Source organism: candidate division TA06 bacterium, from assembly GCA_016235665.1.
Classification (GTDB): Bacteria; Edwardsbacteria; AC1; order AC1; family EtOH8; genus UBA5202.
Genome location: JACRJI010000016.1, coordinates 112,588 through 131,312, shown reverse-complemented (window position 1 = coordinate 131,312; position 18,725 = coordinate 112,588). Strand labels below are relative to the sequence as shown.

Here is an 18,725-nt window from a genome sequence, read left to right as displayed (position 1 = left end):
ATGAAAGGGGGCATATGAAAACGGCATTAAATATCATAGTAGTATTGTCTTTGTTGGTCGGTATTCCAACGATTACAAAGGCAGATACTTTAATAGCCAATCCCTACCTGGAATACGATCCGGTGATAGGCTCAATGACAGCTCAGGTTGATACTTTATCTCTCAAATATTATATGGAAAGCCTGCAGTCATTTTATAATCATAGCATTTTCAGATCAAATTATGACAGCACTGTGCAGTGGCTGGTTGATCAATTTACTATGATGGGCATCAGCGACGTCAGGTTGGATTCATTTTACCATCCCATAGCAAAAAGGAATGGTTACAACATAGTGGCTACCCTCCCTGGTTTACTCGATACTTCGATAGTATATATCACAGGCGGTCATTATGACACAGGTGGAACTATTGATCTGAACGGAGATACTTGCAATAGCCCTGGCGCGGACGACAACGGTTCTGGTACCACGGCGGTACTGGAGATGGCCAGGTTGCTGGCGTTGCCTGGGAACCGACCGAACTGCACCGTTAGATTCATTGCCTTCGATGCTGAGGAATCAGGATTATTGGGAAGTAAACATTATGCTGAAGAAGCATATGAGCAGAACATGAATATCGGCCTGATGAGCAATTATGACTGCATTGGAAGCCGTTTATGTGATACTCTTTATCACATAGTGCCCCAATCGGGTTCGGAGGCATTCACCGTATTACTTGCCTTATCTGCGGAAAAGTACGGTAACGATGGAGCCAACGCAATCCGGGCTGCAATAGGGGATGATATGTCAAGCGACTTTATTTCATTTCATGACCTGGGGTACCATACCACACACAGTCAGGAATACTTTATTGATTATACGTTCATTCACTCGTGGCACGACAGCACTATTTACATCAACTATCCAGCCATGGCTAACATCATCAGGAGCGGATTGGGGCTGATGGCTACCGTATCAAATTATCCCAGAGCTACCAAACCGGCAGTAAAAGATGCCGGTAGCGGTACGGAGCTTTTAATTAATTGGGAACCAGATATCGCAGGCAATATAGTGGCCTATAATATCTATTGGGGCCGCAGTTCTGGGGTGTATACCGATTCAGCCACTACTGGGTTGACAGAGTATATCATTTCCGGATTAAAGGAAGATAGTTTGTATTATGTGGGTGTCATTGCTATTGATGACTCTGGCCGGGAAAGCCCAGTGATATCGGAAACAACCGGGATCCCGAGATCAATGCCTTTGATCCCATCAAGCATGACGGCTGTCCCGGTGGATTCGGGCATTTCCCTGTTTTGGAAGAAAAACCAGGAGCTTGACATAGCCGGGTATGAGGCATACTGTAAAATTGATGATGGTTCTTTTGACAGTTTAACTGTAGTGACAGATACGCAGTTGGTGATCAGACCATTGCCCGGTGCCAATAAATACTATTACAAGGTCCGTGCCTTCGACTCCGATGGCAACTATAGCCCATTTACCGACTCGGCCTACGCCCGGCCGATCACCCTGGACCAGGGGGTTCTTTTGATGGACGAGACCAATAATTGGACCACTGGGAGCTTTCCCCGGGATGCCCAGCAGGACAGCTTCTACAACTATATCCTTAACGGTTACAAGTACGAACCCTACGAGTACGGGACATCGCTGCAAAAGCCTATCCTGGCTGACTTAGGACCGTATTCCACGGTGGCCTGGTTCTCTGATGATTACGTTACATTACTGGCCTCCGGGGCGGTGAATGATATGAAGAGCTACCTTGACAATGGCGGCAAGCTGTGGCTGGCCGGGTGGAAACCAACCGGGGATGTGATGGGCAGCGCCTCATACCCGGATGATTTTATCTTTGGAAACATACTTTATGATAATTTTAAGATATCCCATGCCGAACTATCGAGCACGGTGGACTCCTTCAAAACTGCCATAGGCCTAAAGGGATATCCGGATATAGCTGTGGATACCTTAAAATACCCCTCCACCATCTGGGGCAAGACGTTCCGGAGCATCGAGGCCCTGACCCCGCTGGCCGGGGCAGATACCATCTATGTGATGGACATGAAGAACAATGGCAGTACGTTTGAAGGCAAAGCCTGTGCGGTGCGGGACTCGGGGAAGACGGTGTTCTTTGGGTTCCCGCTGTACTTCATGGACCGGGAACAGGTCAAACTGGCGGCCCAGAAGGTGATGGCAGAGTTCGGGGAGGTGCCGCTGGGGGTGGTTGGCAAGCCGGATAACAGAGAAAGGATATCTGACTTCAGACTGTTCCAGAACTCGCCCAACCCATTCAGCCAGCAGACGAATATCAGTTACCAACTGCCGAAGAACGGGATGGTCAAGCTGAACATCTATAACATAGCAGGCCAGCTGGTGAAAACATTGGTCAATAGTGAACAGCAGGCTGGGAGCTATACGGTCAAATGGAACGGCCGGGACGACAACGGCCTGCAGGCAAGCAACGGTGTCTATGTCTGCAAACTGGAAGCCGCAGGGATCAAAGGCACTAAAAAAATGCTTTTGCTCCGATAGCAGTTGACGGGGGCCTTATAATTTTGCTATAATTACATTCTATTTCAGGCTGGGCCCTTAGCTCAACGGTTAGAGCAGCGGACTCATAATCCGTTGGTTCAGGGTTCGAATCCCCGAGGGCCCACCAGACTTCGCCATAAAAGAAATAATATTTGCCGGCTACGTCTGGCAGGCCAGATTACGCAATAAGAAAAGGCGGAGATTTGTTTTTACAAATCTCCGCCTTTTTGCTTTTTAACTTTAAATTTCTTTTCCGCCTACAAATGTTCTTTTTACCTTTAACCGCCCGATCGCATCTGCCTTTACTTGAAACATGTCTTCGGACAGGCAGATGAAATCTGCCTGCTTGCCCGGTTCCAAGGTACCCTTTACCGCTTCATCATTGGAAGCATAGGCGGCATTGGAGGTATAAGCCCTGACCGCATCTTTGACGGTGATCCCTTCTTCTTTGCGGCACACCGCCGCCTGGATGGCCGGCCAGGGATTGGGGGACTCTATCGGGGTGTCGGAGCCGAAGGCCAGCCTGGCTCCGGATCCGGACAGCGAGCCGAAAGGATAGGCATAGCGGCCCCTGGCTCCCCAGTGTCTGGCGATCAGTTCCCGGTCCGAGGGATAGTGAACGGGCTGGACCGATGCGATGAGGCCCAGCTTCCCGAACCGGGCGATGTCGTCCGGGGCCATCAGCTGGCAATGCTCGATCCGATGGCGCAGTTTGGGGTTCAGATCGCGGACCCTTTCGAATATGTCCAGGGCCAGGCGGTTGGCGGCGTCGCCGATGGCATGCACCGCGCAGGCGATCCCGTTCCGGGAGGCGGCGGTCACCAAAGAGAGCAGCTGATCCTGATCCATGGCCAGTATCCCCTGTGAGCGGCTGTTCTCGTAAGGCTGAAGCATCAGGGCGGTCTGCGATCCCAGCGAGCCGTCAACGAACAGCTTCAGCCCGCCGAATTTCAGCTTTTTATCCCCGAACCCGGACCTGACTCCCAGCGAGATCAGGTCGCCCAGTGACTGATGTCTTAAGTAGCATACGGCAGACAGCTTTAAAGCGTCTTCGTTTTTCAGGTCCTGCAGGGCCTGGAACTCTTCGCTGGTCTCCATGGTATGAAAACAGGTGAATCCCAGTCCGGCCAGGGACCTTTGCCCGGCCGTCAGGGCCTGCCGGTATTCCGGCCAGGAAGGCTTGGGGATCTGCAGATAGCAGGCATTGGCGGCCTCCTCCCGCAGCAGGCCGGTCAAACTCCCCCGGGCGTCAAGCTCCACCACGCCGCCGGTGTTGGCCTGGGTGCTGTGCGACAAGCCCAGGGCCTTGATGGCGGCGCTGTTGACCCATCCGGTGTGCCAGTCCTTGCTCCACAAGAAGACCGGGTTGGAAGGAGCTACGGCGTCAAGATCGTTTTTATGGGGCAGGCGGCCTTCGGCCCAGATGTTCTTGTTCCAGCCGGTGCCGATGATCCACTGCCCCGGTCTTTTTCCCTTGAGATAAGAGAAGACCTTTTCCTGGCAGCCCTTTAGCGATCCGATCCCGTCCAAATTGGGCCGGCTGAGCATCAGGGAATAGCCGCAAAAATGGGTGTGGCAGTCGGTGAAGCCCGGCAGGACGGTCATTCCCTGAAGGTCTATGATCTCCGGCTTCAGAGATTTATAACTGCTCATCAGTTCTTTGGATTTTCCCACCGACAGGATGGTTCCGGTAAAAGCGTCGCAGGCCATGGCTTCGTCAGTGTTTATGTCCGCAACGGCATGGATCCTGGCGTTGGTGAAGAGCCTGACCGTTCCGGCCTTAGGCGTTTTCTTCATTGTAATGCTCCCAGCGGTCATAGAGATATTTAAGCTCTTTGCGGTTCTTGTCAAAATCGTTCATCAGCTCCTTCATCTTAGCGCCGTCCTTGTAAATGGAGGGATCGGCCAGGCCGCCCTGATCGGACTCCAGGGACTTCTGCTTCTTTTCCAGCAAATGGATCCGTTCCTCCAGTTCGGCCACCGTCTTTTTATGTTTCCGCTGTTCGGCCGCCTGTTGGGCTCTTAGTTTTTTGGATTCCTCCCACAGCGGCCTGTCCGGCGGAAGTTTGGCGGCAGACGCCTTTTCCTTGACCGGCTGGGGGGCCGCCGTTGCGCCCTGGGCCAGCAGGGATTCTTTTTTCTCCAGATACTCGGTGTAATTGCCGGGGAATATTCCGATCCGCCCGCCGGCCACTTCCACCACGGTATCCACCACCTGGTCCAGCAGGTAGCGGTCATGGGTCACCAGCACCACGGCTCCCTGATACTCCTTTAAAGCCTGCTCCAGGATCTCCTTGCCCTTCAGGTCCAGGTGGTTGGTGGGCTCGTCCATGATCAGCAGATTGGCCGGCAAAAGCAGGGTGCAGCACAGGGCCAGCCGGGACTTTTCCCCGCCGGACAGCACCGAGATCTTCTTGTAAACGTCGTCGCCGGGGAAGAGAAAAGAACCCAGGATGGTGCGGATCCGGCCCGGGGTCTCCAGCGGGATCACGTCCTCCACCTGCTGGTAGACAGTTTTCTTGTCGTCCAGCATCTCGGCGGTGTGCTGGGCAAAGTAGGCCCGATGCAGCTGGGGCGATTCCACCATCTCCCCGGAGGTGGGGGCTTCCACCCGGGCCAGCATTTTCAACAGGGTGGACTTGCCGGCTCCGTTCAAACCCACCAGTCCCAGCTTGCGTCCGTTCTCCACCAGCAGGTCCACGTTATTCAAAACCTGTTTGGAGCCGTAATGCTTGGAAACGTCCTTCAGGGTCACCATGTTGCGCCCGCAATATGGCGGTTGGGGCAGGTTGAGCCGGAAGCTTTTGACGGTGGAGGGAAGGTCCACCCGCTGCTGCCGGAGCTTTTCGATCATCTTCTCCCGGCTGGTGACCATGGCCCGCTTGATATAATTGCCCTTCCAGCGGCTGACGAATTCCTTTAAATGCTCGATCTCCTTGTCCTGCTCCGCCTGCTGTTTGATCAGCAGCTCCCGGCGTTTTTCCTTTTCGGTCAGATATCCGGAATAGTTGGTGTGGTAGATGTCCAGCCGGCCGTGCTCCAGTTCAAAGATCTTCTTGACGGTGCGGTCGATGAAATAACGATCGTGGGAGATCATCACCGCGGTGCCCTTGAAGCTTTTCAGAAAGCCCTCCAGGTATTCCATGGACTCGATGTCCAGGTGGTTGGTGGGCTCATCCAGAAACAGATAGGAAGGGTCCTGCAGCAGCAGCTTGACCAGGGCCAGGCGCATCTGCCAGCCACCGGAGAACGTCTCCACCGGGCGGGAGAAGTCATCCTCGGAAAAACCCAGCCCCTGAAGCACCGACTTGGTGCGGCTTTCCAGCTGGTAGCCGTCCTGTCCCTCGAACAGGTGATGCAGTTCGCCGTAGCGCTCCACCACCGCCGGCAGCTCCGGGTCATCCTGGGACATGGCGGCCATCAGATGGGAAAGCTCCTCGGCCTCGTCCCGCATGGCATGGCGGTCGGCAAAGACGGAGGAGGCCTCCTCCAGCACCGTCCGGCCCTTGAATACCACCTCCTGCTGGGGCAGATAGCCGGTGCGCATCTTTTTGGCCGAGGCCACCCCGCCGGTAGTGGGGCTCTGGAGCCCCAGGGCGATCTTGAACAGGGTGGTCTTGCCGGCGCCGTTGGGGCCCACCAGGGCGATGCGCTCGGAAAGCCCGATGTTCCAGGTGATGTCCCTGAAGAGGACCTTTTCGCCGAAGGAGACCGATATGTTGGAAAGCTGGATCATTTAAGGAAAACAGTAAAATGGTTATTTTTAAAATGGTGGAGCGCAGGCAGTCAATTCTATCATAATTCCAAAAAATATACAAACGGCACTTGACAAACTGGTGAAATGGGTTGATAATTAAAGGATAATAAAGGATTTATAAGTGAAAAAACAATATTTTACGATTATTCTTTCCCTGACGGCTGTCTCCATAGTCTGGGCCGGCACCGTGCCCCCGGATTCCACGATATTTGCCGGGCAGACAGGGATCACGCTGATAAACTCGCTGGTGGCTTCTTATAAATCTACCACCAACCTGGGTTACGACGCCGGCCGCGATACCATGTATGGGGTGATCGACAAGCTGAACGATAGCCTGGAATGCGTTTACAGCGGTTACAAAATTTACATGCAGCCGGGTCAGGATCCCAGCACCTGGGCCTACAGCCTGGATATAAACTGCGAGCATACCTGGCCTCAGAGCATGCTGGCCTCGGGCACCGCCGAGGCCGACCTGCACCACCTGTTTCCCACCGAGGTCCAGGTCAACGGCGACCGGGGGACGCTGCCTTTCGGCGACATCACGGACAATCAGACCAACAAATGGTACCGCAACAATGTGATCACCACCACTGTTCCCACTTCGAACATAGAGCAGTATGCCGAACTGCTGACCAGCGTCAGATTCGAACCGCGCGAGGCTCAAAAGGGCAATACCGCCCGGGCCATGTACTACGTACTGACCATGTGGCAGCTGGGTGACACCAATCTGGCCTGGTGGACCGGCCAGAGGGACGGACTGTATGCCTGGCATGTCAGCGACCCGGCCGATGCCCGGGAAATAACCCGCACCAAGAAAATAGCTGCCTACCAGCAGAACAAGGTCAATCCCTTCGTGCTGGACAGCACCCTGATCCGCCGGGCCTTCTTTCCGGCGCTGGGGGTGGAGGGCGGAGCGGACAACAGGGAACTGACCAGGGGCATCAAAGTATATCCCAGCCGGCCCAATCCGTTCTCCAGTTCAACCAACATCAGCTTCTCTCTTTCCGCCGGGGCTGCCGCAGAATTTGTCATCTATGATGTGAGCGGCCGGAGGGTCTATAGTTGGACGAAAAAACTGAATGCCGGGGAACACGCCGTTAACTGGAACGGCAGGAACGAAAGGGGAGAGGCGCTTCCCAATGGAGTCTATATGTTCCGTTTTCAAACTAATGGAAAACCGTTTGCGGCCGGGAAGATGGTTTTGGTTAAATAATGTTTTCGGGATTTTCATTTAACAAACGGCGCAGTTTAACTGCGCCGTTTTGTTTTGCCGGTTAGTACCCTGATGCCACTGTTGTTCAATTGGCGGAGAGAATTGGGGCGCTGCCATTGCCATTCTCTTCGAGCTTTTCTTTCTCCCTTAACGTCACATAATACCCGTCCCTGGCCATTAGTTCCCGGTGGCTGCCCTGTTCCACGATCTTTCCGTCCTTCAGCACCAGTATCTGGTCGGCCCGTTCGATGGTGGAGGTCCGATGGGAGATGATGAAGCAGGTGACTCCGGGGAGCTTCTCATTCAGCTCCTGCCAGACCAGGGCTTCGGTGGTGGCGTCCAGGGCCGAAGTGATGTCGTCCAGGATCAGTATCTTGGGATGCCCCAGGGCGATCCTTTCCACGATGGCCCGGGCCAGGGAGGCCCGCTGTTTCTGGCCGCCGGAGAGGCTGGTGCCGCGCTGGCCGATCATGGTGTCGTAGCCCTGGGCGAAGCCTTTGACCTCCTTCTCCAGCTGGGAGATGCGCCCGGCCTCTAACGCCCGGTCCTGGTCAACGTTGTCCCGGTGGAAGATGACGTTGTTCAAGATGCTTTCGGAGAACAGCAGGGCCTCCTGCGGGGCATAGCCGATGATGCTCCGCAGTTCTGACAGCTTGAATTGCCGGATATCGACACCGTCAATCTTGACCGCGCCGGAGGCCGGGTCGTGCAGGCGGAGCAGCATATGGACCAGGGTGGTCTTGCCGCAGCCCACCTCGCCCATCAGGGCGATCTTTTCCCCCCGGGCCACCCGGAAGCTGACATCCTGCAGCTGGTATTTGCCGTTCTTCCCGTAGCTGAAGAACACCTGTTGGAAATCCAGGGAATGCTCAAAGGATATCTTGCTTGGTTCTGACGGATCGCCGACCTCGGGCAAAGCGGTCTCCAGCTCCCGGACCCGGGCGTAGGAGACCGCTGCCCGCTTACCGGAGACAAAGAAGTTGCCCATGTCAAACAGCGGCCCCACCAGCATCAGGCTATATGTATTGAAGGCCACGAAGCCGCCCAATGTTAATTTACCCTGGATCACCAAATACCCCCCGGCCAAAATAACTACCAGCAATCCCAACTGATCAACCAAGTTGTTGGAGGAGTTGAACAGGCCTTCCGACTGGATGCTTTTGACTTCAGTCTTAACCCGCCGATCCATGGCCTTCGAGAATCCGATTTTCTGGTGTTCCTGGCGATTGTAGATCTTGAGCACCCTGATGCCGGAGAAGCAAGCCTCCAGGAAATCGTTGACTGCCGAGATGGCCTTCTGCAGCTTGAGGAAGCGCCGTTCCAGAGTGCTTTCGTTTGCCATGAAAAGAATGGCCACCAGCGGCAGGGGAATAAGGGAAAAGGCCGCCAGGGTGGTGTTCATCTTGAACATTTCAAACAAAACGAAGCTGAACTGCACAAACCCATGGACCGCCCGGAACAAGCCGGAACAGGTGAACCAGGATAGCTTTTCCGCCAGATCGTCGGTCAGACGGGTGACCACATCACCGGTACGGTAACCAGAAAGGGCGGAGGGCCCCAGCCTGGTGAGGTTGGCAAATATCCTGTTCCTTAGTTCGGCCTCGACTTTCATGTTGGTCCAGCCCCGGGTGGACATCAATACCCAATAGACTAGAGCCGCACCCACCCCCAGCAGAAAGAGAATTAGCACGTTGCGGTTCAATTGCTGGGTGGGAAGTTTATTGACCAGACCGTCCACCACCAGTTTAAAATAAATGGGGTATCTAGTGGCCAAAGCTGCCTGGATAACGGTCATGACCAGCAGGACAACCAGTGCCAACCGGTGTGACCCCCAGTAACGGCGAAGCCATCCAAAGATAAGCTTCAAGCTGCCGGAATCTCTAGGCGAATTGGATTCGGTATAATTTTGCATAATAACCGTTCTTTTTCAATAATTCTTGATGCTTGCCGGATTCCACGATCCGGCCCTTGTGGATCACCATTATTTTGTCGGCGTCCAGAATGGTGGACAGCCGGTGGGCCACGATCACCGCGGTCCGGCCCTCCAGCAGGCGCTTGATGCCTTCCTGGATCAGTCTTTCCGACATCGGGTCCACCGAGGAGGTGGCCTCGTCCAATATCAGGATCTGGGGGTCGAAGGCCAAAGCCCGGGCAAAGGAGACCAGCTGGCGTTCGCCTTGGGAGAGGTTGGCGCCCCGCTCGGCCAGCTCCGACTCCAGTCCGTGTGGCATCTTGTCCAGCATCCGCTTCAGCCCCAGTATATCCACCGCCCGGTTCAGCTGCTCCCGGCTCATTTCCGCCCCCAGGGTCAGGTTCTCCTTCACCGTTCCGGGAAAGAGGAAGACGTCCTGCAGCACCAGCCCAAAATGGCGGCGCAGCTTATCCACCGGTATCTCCCGGACATCGGTCCCGTCAATGGCAATGGAGCCCGACTGGGGATCGTAGAACCTGAGCATCAGGTTGATGATGGAGCTTTTGCCGCCGCCGGTGGCGCCCACCAGAGCTATCTTCTCGCCTTTGTTGATGGTGAAATTGATGTCGCGCAGCACCCAGTCCGGCTCGTCCTTCCCGGCCCGGGTCAGGTAGGAGAAGTTCACATCCCGGAACTCAATTGACTCTTTGAACCCGTCCCAACTATTTTCGGCGGCGCTGACCACTTGGGGTCTGAGGTCAATGATCTCGAAGACCCGTTGGGCACCGGCAAAGGCCCGCTGCATTATGCCCACCTGTTCGGAAAATTGATGCACCGGGTAAAAGAACTGCCTGACGTAATTCAGGAAAAGCGCCATGGCTCCGATGGTCAGGGCGTTTCGGGAAACCATTCTTCCTCCTACTATGAGGATGATGGCCAGGCCGATGATCTCGAAGACGTCGACCATGCTAAAGAACCCCATGGTCAAAACATCGGCCGGAAGCAGGGTCTTTATGTAGGACCGATTCAATCTGTCCATGTTATTTTTAACCGCTTCCTCACGGGAAAAAGCCTGGATCACTTTCATGCCCTGGACCATTTCGGTTAGATAGGCCACAATGTCGGCGTATTTTTTCCGGACCACCAGGAACATCGGACGAACCTTCTTCTGGTAAAGCACGGCCAGCAATATTATCACCGGGAAGAGGGTGGAAACAGCCAGGAACAGCTGCGGACTTGTCCTGACCAGTAAATAAACCATTCCGGCCAGCTTAACCATAGCCCGTAGCACCATAAACATGGTGGAACTGAACAACCGGCGGATGGCCTCGGTATCGCTTTCCACCCGGGCAATAAGACGACCGACCGGGTGCTGGTCGAAATAGGCGATATCCAGGCCCAGCATGTGCCCGAACAACTGCTCCTTTAGGGCCGACACTATCTTCACCCCTAACGATTCCAATATTACTAACATCAGATAGTCGACCCCGAAGGTGGCCAGTTGAAGCAAAGCAAATAGCCCCACAGTTATGGCCAACCCATTAATATCCGAGCCGGCGATGTTGACGTCTATGGCCCGCTTCAGCAGAAGGGGAGGCAGCAATTCCAGGGTTGCAGAGACAATGAGGATCAACCCGCCGCCGATTATTTTTAATCTAAACGGTTTTAGCAGGGGCAGCATCCTTCGCATCAGCTGCCGGTCGTAGATCTTCTTGGACGGCAGGTCTTCAATATTTTCGTCGATTTCATCGAACCACATAATATAATTCCAATAATTTCATTTTTAATTTAGAATAGAGGGGGAATGGTCATTCATCTTCCAAAACATTCCGCCGCTGCCCGCTCCGCACTTTTTTCTGGGAGCTCCGGTGTTCCGTGATCTTTTCTTTCAGGGCCTGCCTTTTTTTGTGAGCCGCCAGCTCCCGGTGCATCTTCTGGTAATTCTTATAGCGGGAGGGCTCCAGGCCGCCGTTCTCCAAGGCCTTTTTTACGGCGCAGCCCGGCTCACCGTCATGGCGGCAGTCCTGGAAGCGGCAGGCGCCGGCCAGTTCCTCGATGTCGTCAAAGGTTTGGGCCAGGCCGTCGCCCCCGTCCCAGAGCTGCATTTCCCTTAAGCCGGGAGTGTCGATCACCATCCTCTTGTTGGGCAGCAAAAACAGGTTGCGGCTGCTGGTGACATGCCGGCCCTTGTCTTTGTATGCCGACAGCTCGCCGGTGGCCAGGGAATCGGTCCCGGTCAACCGGTTGACAATAGTGGATTTTCCCACTCCTGAACTGCCGACAAAGACGCAGGTCCCGCCTTCCGGCAGAAATTCCCAAAGCCTTTCCAGCCCCTGGCCAGCCAAAGCGCTGACCACCACCACCGGGATCTCCCTGGCCGCTTGTTCCGCTTCCCTTTGTTTTTTTGCGGGGTCCAAGCAGAGGTCCGATTTGTTCAGCACTATCACCGGACTGGCCCCGCAGTTCCGGGCCGCCACCAGATACCGCTCCAGCCGGCTGAAATTAAGCTCGTCGTTCAGGGCCCCCACGATGAACACCGTGTCGATGTTGGCGGCCATGGCCTGCTGATCGGTCAAGGCTCCGGCCCGGTTTCTGGTCAGACAGTTCTTCCGTGGCAGAATGGCCTTGATGGTCCCGCTGCGGTTGGCCGGATCGTGGTCAAAAGCCACCCAGTCGCCTACCGCCGGGATCCCGGTCAGCCATTCTTCCGGCAGTCCTTCGGTCAGTATCCCGTCCCGCAGTTTTCCCGAGACCGCCAGCTCCAGTTCGCCAAGTTCCGTTAAAACCCTCACTAAGCTTAAATGGACGGCCGCCACCCGGCCGGGCAGGATGTTGTTGTTTTCAGGCAGGGCGGAGACCAGCAATCGAAAATTCCGTTCGAAATGATAATCCCAGCCCAGGATTGAAAGGTTCATTATTTACCTCAATGTCTCTGTTTTTTAATTGATGATGGGTTTCCCGCTGATGGTTCTAAGATCCGGCAACGAGATGCTCTTTATGGTCTGATCCAATTTATGCAATTCGCAGAGTTTGGGGTCATCTTTTAAACAGCGTTCCAGTATCTTCAGCATATTGTCCTCCCTTCGGTGTCGTGGCTGATCTCGCTTTAAACCGCCTCTGCGGGTTGGGGAGATGACAGGTAAATAAAAAAGCCACAGGGTAAAAATTTTCCTGCAGCTTTAGGCCCGGCATCAGCACCGGGGCGAAGAATGGTAAAAGAAAAAGGCCGCAGGTTTTGCGCAAACCCATGGCCTTGTAAAGAAGATAAATTCAAATCAACTGTGGCATGGGGGCGCAACTATCCCAGGAAAATTATCCACGGGAAGCAGATTCGCGATTATGTTAGTATAGTTGATCATTTTTGCGCACCCCCCTTGGGTACCTTTAGAAAATTAAGATTTTAAGTTAATGCCGTATTGTATAGCATAACCAGGTTATTTGTCAAGTCTTTTTTTCAATAATCTGTAAATATTAACGGGAGATAGCCTGCTTTACAATATTTTACGGATCTTTTCTTAACATATCAGGGATTTCCATCAAGGACCTTTTGAAATCAGGGCAATGCAATTAATTGCATTATTCCGTTTGAAAAATGTATATATAAATAAAAAATATGTAAATATTTACATTTTGATATTGACTTCAGGAATGGTATATATTATACTTTTTCAAATTAATTGAAGAGAGATCAATGACCACCAAGATAAAAAGACAGAGCGTCATCAAGGAGCTTTTGAGCGAGCGGGCGATCTCCGGGTACGGTCAGTTGTCACGAGCTTTGGCAGGAATAGGCATCAAGGCCACCCAGGCCACCCTAAGCCGCGATTTCGCAGAGATGGGCGTGGTCCGCACCGTCACCCCGGACGGTCCCCGCTACCAGATGGCCGAGGACGAGACCGGAAAACACATAGACCGGCTGCTGGGATTCGAGATCCTAAGCATCCGCAACAACGAGTCTATGGTAGTGATCCACACCCTGGCTGGCCGGGCCCAGGGAGTGGCCAGATACGTCGAACAGTTGAACCGCAGGGAGATCATCGGAACCATCGGCGGGTTCTGCACGGTGCTGGTGATACCGGCCTCCACTGCCCAGGTTCCCAAAGTGGTCTCCATCATCAAACAGGCCATCCACCGGACATAGCTCAAACTCAAAAATACAAAATAAAACCATTGGGAGTGAAACATGAGAAGATATCTATTCCTGCCGGCTTTGTTGCTGCTGCTGATTTCCGGCATCGCCTGTTCCGGCAAGAAAGAAGCGGAAAACAAGGAGTCTGCGGTCAAAGGCGGCGGGGCCAAGACAGAGTGGATTGGGTTCGACCAGGCCATGGCCCGGGCATCAGCAGAGAAGCGTTTTGTGATCACCGACTATTACACTTCCTGGTGCAAATGGTGCAAGGTGATGGACGAGAAAACCTATACCGATCCCGGGGTGGTGGAGGCCATCAACAGGAATTTCATGGCTGTTAAGATAGACGGGGAAAGCCAGGAGAAGCTGACCTACCAGGGCAAGATGATGTCCCAAACGGAGCTCACCCAGCTGCTCAAGGTGGAAGGCTTTCCCACCACCGTCATCATGGACGCCCAGGGCAAGGTGCTGGTGCAGATCGCAGGGTACATAGATGTTCCCAACTATCTGAAGATGCTGGAATACATAACTTCCGGGTCATACAAGATCAAGAGCTACGATGAATACCGGGCGGGGAAATAGCGGCACGCCCGGTTGTCTTATTATCTGAACAAAGAACGAATTAGTTAAAATTATTATGGGGGGACTATGAAGAAATCCTTAATGTTGGTGCTGCTGGCGGTTCTGTTAACTGCGGGGTTGGTATCCGCCTCCGACCTGGAAACCAGGCTTCCGGTGAATAGTTATATGCCCAAGCCGGGCGGGGTCAAGTTCGATACCATCCTGCCGTATTACATCGATGAGTACAAACTTTACCTCAATCTGCCGATGTACAACGACTCTGTTTACGGGAGGTCATATGTTTCAATGTGTACCCGTGATGCAGGGGGTGTAACGATAACCTTTAACTACGGAGATCTGGTCATAGACTCGGTGTTGGATATGGATGGATATCCTTACGATTATGACACCTCTTCGGGAGTTCTTAACATCTATGTCAGTTTTAAATTCCCCAGCTGTTTTGCGGTAAATATTTACTATCGGGGGGGGGATTTCACCAAGGGTTTTTATTATTATCCCCAGGGCTATGATGCCAACACCTTCCATACTATAGCCTACACCATGAGCGAGCCCCAGGACGCACGTTACTGGATGCCTTGCATGGATGAACCCTGGTTCAAGACGACACAGGGATGCAGTTTTTATGTTACCGTTCCAGACAGCTTTAAAGTGGCCTCCAACGGCCTGCTGATGGACACCATCCGTTCCGGCGACACCCTGACCTGGCACTGGCAGGACGATAAGCCCATAGCCACCTACTTGATGTCCTTTGCCGTTTCCAAATATTCCTTCTGGGCCGATACCGCCTACACCGCCCGGGGCGACACCGTGCCGCTGAATTATTATGTGTGGCCCGAGGACTCGGTTCAGGCCTCGGTAGTCTTCGACTCGGTCTCCCAGATGATGGATTGCTTTACCGCCAAGTTCGGTCCCTATCCATTCAACAAGTACGGGATGGCCGCGGCCTATCCCTTCCAATTCGGCGGCATGGAGCACCAGGGCATGACCACCATTCACCGCAATTGGATAACCGGCAACGCCCAGCGGGGAATAGCCCACGAACTGGCTCACATGTGGTGGGGCGACGAGGTTACCTGCGGTTATTGGCAGGACATCTGGCTTAATGAAGGATTTGCCAGCTATTCCGAGGCTGTTTATGATGAGTACAAGACCGGCCGCCAGCCCGGAGCTTACATGAACCAGTATTTTTGGAGGGCGCTGAGGGCCACCGGCTATCCCATCTACAATCCCCCGCCGGAATCCCTGTTCGCCTCCTCCATGGTTTATTCCAAGGGAGCCTGGGTGCTGCATGGTTTGCGCTGGGTGTTGGGCGATTCCACGTTCTTTGCGGCCCTGAACGCCTATGGCGACAGCTTCAGCTACGGCAACGCGGTGACCGCCGACTACCAGAGGATCGCCGAGCAGCATTACGGTTCCTCGCTGCAATGGTATTTTGACCAGTGGGTATACCGGGCCGGGCACCCCATATACTTCACAGCCACTTACTATAAAACACACGGGGACAGCAATTCGGCCTGGTTGAAATTGACCCACACTTCCAACACCGGAGAGCTCTATAAGATGCCGCTGGCCCTGGCCTGCAGCACCTCAAACGGGATCGACAGTACGGTTGTGGTCTGGGACAGCCTGGCCTCGCAGGATTTCCTGGTGCAGGACGACCAGCCGGTGGCCAGGGTCATGCTCGACCCGGACAGCTGGGTTTTGAAGGAGTGGACCGATTTCCTGCCGGAATTAGGGTATCTTGACACTACCCCAAAAAAATACGCCGGAAGCGACATTCGCGTTTATTGGCATGATTTCTGGATAGACACAGCCTGTGCCGGGTACAACGTTTACCGGGCCGATAACGCGGCCGGGCCCTTTGTCAGGATCAATGCCGATATCATTGCTGACACCATGTACACCGACACAACCACTTACGGCGGCACCGAGTATTATTACAGCGTGACCGCGGTGAGCTCCATTGATACCTGCTACGAAACACACCAATCCAATGTAATGTCTTTGGTAGCCGGAGGTGTGGAGGGAGCCCCGGACAACAGGGAACGGATAAAGGATTTCAGGTTGGATCAGAACGCCCCCAACCCCTTTAAACAATCAACTGTGATCAATTATCAATTATCAAGGCCGGGGTTGGCATATCTTAAGGTGTACAACATTCAGGGGCAATTGGTAAAAACCCTTGTGAACGCTGCTCAATCTGCGGGCCGTTATGGAGTAAAATGGGACGGCCGGGACCACAACGGGCAAAAGGTCTCCAGTGGGATCTACATTTATTGCCTGAGCGCAGAAGGCCAGACCGTTATCAAGAAAATGCAGTATGTCCGGTAAATAACAAACAGCGAGCATCTTTGGTTTTTAAAAATAAGGCCAAAAGGAGAAAGAAAAGTGAAGAAAGTATTGATGCCCCTGGTTTTCATCATGCTGGCCGTTGCGCCGGCGCGGGCCGGGGTCTGGGTGGAAGATTTCGAGCCCGCCACTTTCCCGCCTAACGGCTGGTCGAAAAGCTACGAATTTCCCGTCTGGTTGCGTTCCACCAAATGCAGCGGATACGGAACCGGGGTGGCTTCGGCCAAGGCGGATTTTTTCAATACTTACTATATTTGGACGGTGGCCGGACGCTGGGAGGATCTGATCACTTTAACCGTGCCCCCGACCGGGGCCAGTGACTCGCTTAAGTTCGACCATGCCTATGCCTGCTACTCGTCAACTAGCGGGGGAGAGAAGGATACCCTGAGGATATCCACCTCCACCGACGGGGGCTCTAACTGGACCGTATTGATAACCCTGATCGGGGGACGGCTGGGGCCCCTTAATACCGGGGGATATACAGCATCGGAGTTCGTTCCCACCGCCGCCCAATGGGCCACCAAAATGTACACCCTTCCGGCCGGGACCAACAAGATAAAGTTCATGGCCAAATCGGCCGCCGGAAACAATCTGTACATAGACAATGTCAAGATATCATCGCCGTCCCAGGCCCATGATGTCTGCGCCATGAGTGTAAGAGCCCCGGCCGGACCCATCACCCCCAAAGCGGCGGTGGCGCCCCAGGTGCTGGTGAAGAACATGGGGCAGAACACCGAGAGTTTCAACGTTACCTGCGCCATCGCTCCCATCGGAGGCAGCCAGGTTTACAGCCAGACCCTGCCGGTTACCAACCTGGCGGCCGGAGCCACCCAAACCCTGACATTTGCCAACTGGACCCCGGATTCCGGCGAGATGTATACGGTTGCAGGCTACACCAGCCTGGCCGGGGACCTCTATGCCGCCAACGATACCACCAAAAGCACACCCTCGGCCTATTATTCGCCCAACCGGGTGATGGTGGATCAGTTCACCTGCACCAGCTGTGACCCCTGCGTGGCCGGCAATGACACCATGAATGACGTATACCGTGACCTGAAAGACTCCCTGACCCTGATCCGCACCCATGTCTGGTGGCCGACCAACAATGATCCCTATTACCTGGGACGGGGCCCGGATACCATGGAAAACCGCGCCCGCCGTACCTATAACACGGTTTCCTATGTACCCTGGGTCACGGTGGGTGGAATCGTTCATCCCAATTACACCGAAGCCAGGGCTTACATATTAAACCAGAGGAAGATCGCCAAGCCCCTGACCATCACCCTGGGTGGCTGGTACAGCGCCAGCGGGGATTCTGGAGTGGTAACTGCGGTTATAAAAGCCACCGGCAGATTTCCATCTGCTTCCAAAGCCGCGCTTACCTTGCGCTATGCCATTACCGAGGACAGCAGTTTTTATACCGGTACCAACGGCGACCCCGAGCATTTTCAGGTATTGCGGGACATGATCCCGGACAACAGCGGGATCCCCATCACCATCGACAAGGGCCAGACCGTGGCCGATTCCCAAAAATTCACGGTATACACCGGAGGGGTCATACCGTACACTTGGACAGAAAAAAACTGCCAGTTTGTGGTCTATGTTCAGAATGACGCCACCAAGGAGGTACTGCAGAGCGCTACTGCCAAGGTGCAGGAAATCACTCCGCTGGGAATTGAACTTTCCGAGTTTACCGCCCTGGCTGGGAACGGGACAGTTACCATAAAGTGGCGGACCGGGAGTGAAACAGATAATTATTTATGGCTCATTGAACGGTCCACTTATCCGGAAAACGGTTTTGCCAGAATAACCGAGATAGAGGCTGCCAATAATCCCAACGAGCAGGACTATAGTTTTAATGATAACACTGTTGAACCGTTCACAGATTACTATTATCGCCTGGGCGGCAAGGATATCAAAGGAAACATCACCTGGTACGGAACGGTGCTGGTGACCAGCCAGGGCCGGGTCATTACCGAATTTCAACTGGCTCCCGGACATCCCAATCCCTGCAGTAACCTGACAACCTTTGAATATGTCCTGCCAATGCCGGGCGAAGTTTCAGCCAGGATATACGATATCAGCGGCCGTCTGGTCAGCACGCTGCAGGAAGGGCGGCGGAATGCCGGGGTGCAGCAGGCGGTATGGGATCTGCGGAATGACGCGGGCCAGGCCGCGGCCAACGGAATATATTTCTTCAGGATGACGGCCGGGGGACAAACCGCCACCAGAAAAATAACAGTACTCAGATAGTGCCA

At 54.0% G+C, this 18,725-nt stretch carries 11 protein-coding genes and 1 tRNA gene; 7 read left to right on the top strand and 5 right to left on the bottom strand.

All coding sequences use genetic code 11. The features are described 5' to 3' along the window. Positions 1-14: 14 nt before the first annotated feature. Positions 15-2,525, top strand: coding sequence for a M28 family peptidase (locus HZA73_10965; protein ID MBI5806542.1), 2,511 nt, complete (start codon positions 15-17; stop codon positions 2,523-2,525). A 51-nt stretch (positions 2,526-2,576) separates the two neighbouring features. After that, a tRNA-Ile gene (locus HZA73_10960) sits at positions 2,577-2,652 on the top strand. Between the two features lie 113 nt (positions 2,653-2,765). On the opposite strand, the gene HZA73_10955 is transcribed toward HZA73_10960, so the two are convergent. Further along, positions 2,766-4,322: an amidohydrolase gene (locus tag HZA73_10955; protein ID MBI5806541.1), complete on the bottom strand. Its 1,557-nt coding sequence runs from the start codon at positions 4,320-4,322 to the stop codon at positions 2,766-2,768. Continuing rightward, complete coding sequence (locus tag HZA73_10950; GenBank protein ID MBI5806540.1) at positions 4,306-6,261, bottom strand: ABC-F family ATP-binding cassette domain-containing protein; 1,956 nt, start codon at positions 6,259-6,261, stop codon at positions 4,306-4,308. The genes HZA73_10955 and HZA73_10950 overlap by 17 nt, the downstream gene beginning before the upstream one ends. Positions 6,262-6,403: 142 nt before the next feature. On the opposite strand from HZA73_10950, the gene HZA73_10945 reads away from it, so the two are divergent. Continuing rightward, positions 6,404-7,495, top strand: coding sequence for an endonuclease (locus HZA73_10945; protein MBI5806539.1), 1,092 nt, complete (start codon positions 6,404-6,406; stop codon positions 7,493-7,495). 85 nt (positions 7,496-7,580) lie between these two features. Here HZA73_10945 and HZA73_10940 read toward each other — a convergent pair whose 3' ends face one another. The 3 genes from HZA73_10940 to rsgA all read right to left on the bottom strand — a co-directional run bounded on the left by HZA73_10940 (position 7,581) and on the right by rsgA (position 12,322). After that, positions 7,581-9,314: an ABC transporter ATP-binding protein gene (locus tag HZA73_10940; protein MBI5806538.1), complete on the bottom strand. Its 1,734-nt coding sequence runs from the start codon at positions 9,312-9,314 to the stop codon at positions 7,581-7,583. A gap of 61 nt (positions 9,315-9,375) precedes the next feature. Next, a complete protein-coding gene (locus tag HZA73_10935) occupies positions 9,376-11,166 on the bottom strand; it encodes an ABC transporter ATP-binding protein (GenBank protein ID MBI5806537.1) in 1,791 nt (596 codons plus the stop codon). Between the two features lie 49 nt (positions 11,167-11,215). Then, on the bottom strand, positions 11,216-12,322 hold the full coding sequence (rsgA, locus tag HZA73_10930; GenBank protein ID MBI5806536.1) for a ribosome small subunit-dependent GTPase A: 1,107 nt from the start codon (positions 12,320-12,322) through the stop codon (positions 11,216-11,218). Positions 12,323-13,098: 776 nt separating this feature from the next. Between rsgA and HZA73_10925 the strand changes: the two genes are divergently transcribed. From HZA73_10925 to HZA73_10910, 4 genes are all read left to right on the top strand, one after another. Continuing rightward, positions 13,099-13,548, top strand: coding sequence for an arginine repressor (locus HZA73_10925; GenBank protein MBI5806535.1), 450 nt, complete (start codon positions 13,099-13,101; stop codon positions 13,546-13,548). 42 nt (positions 13,549-13,590) lie between these two features. Next, positions 13,591-14,118: a DUF255 domain-containing protein gene (locus HZA73_10920; protein ID MBI5806534.1), complete on the top strand. Its 528-nt coding sequence runs from the start codon at positions 13,591-13,593 to the stop codon at positions 14,116-14,118. A 66-nt stretch (positions 14,119-14,184) separates the two neighbouring features. Beyond that, on the top strand, positions 14,185-16,449 hold the full coding sequence (locus HZA73_10915) for a T9SS type A sorting domain-containing protein (GenBank protein ID MBI5806533.1): 2,265 nt from the start codon (positions 14,185-14,187) through the stop codon (positions 16,447-16,449). Between the two features lie 57 nt (positions 16,450-16,506). Further along, entirely contained in the window at positions 16,507-18,720 is a 2,214-nt protein-coding gene (locus HZA73_10910; protein MBI5806532.1) for a T9SS type A sorting domain-containing protein, read from the top strand. Positions 18,721-18,725: the final 5 nt, after the last annotated feature.

Coding starts and splice junctions, on each gene's coding strand:
- rsgA (MBI5806536.1), bottom strand. CDS start 12,322: ATGAACCTTTCAATCCTGGGCTGGGATTATCATTTCGAACGGAATTTT.
- HZA73_10965 (MBI5806542.1), top strand. CDS start 15: ATGAAAACGGCATTAAATATCATAGTAGTATTGTCTTTGTTGGTCGGT.
- HZA73_10925 (MBI5806535.1), top strand. CDS start 13,099: ATGACCACCAAGATAAAAAGACAGAGCGTCATCAAGGAGCTTTTGAGC.
- HZA73_10915 (MBI5806533.1), top strand. CDS start 14,185: ATGAAGAAATCCTTAATGTTGGTGCTGCTGGCGGTTCTGTTAACTGCG.
- HZA73_10920 (MBI5806534.1), top strand. CDS start 13,591: ATGAGAAGATATCTATTCCTGCCGGCTTTGTTGCTGCTGCTGATTTCC.
- HZA73_10935 (MBI5806537.1), bottom strand. CDS start 11,166: ATGTGGTTCGATGAAATCGACGAAAATATTGAAGACCTGCCGTCCAAG.
- HZA73_10955 (MBI5806541.1), bottom strand. CDS start 4,322: ATGAAGAAAACGCCTAAGGCCGGAACGGTCAGGCTCTTCACCAACGCC.
- HZA73_10950 (MBI5806540.1), bottom strand. CDS start 6,261: ATGATCCAGCTTTCCAACATATCGGTCTCCTTCGGCGAAAAGGTCCTC.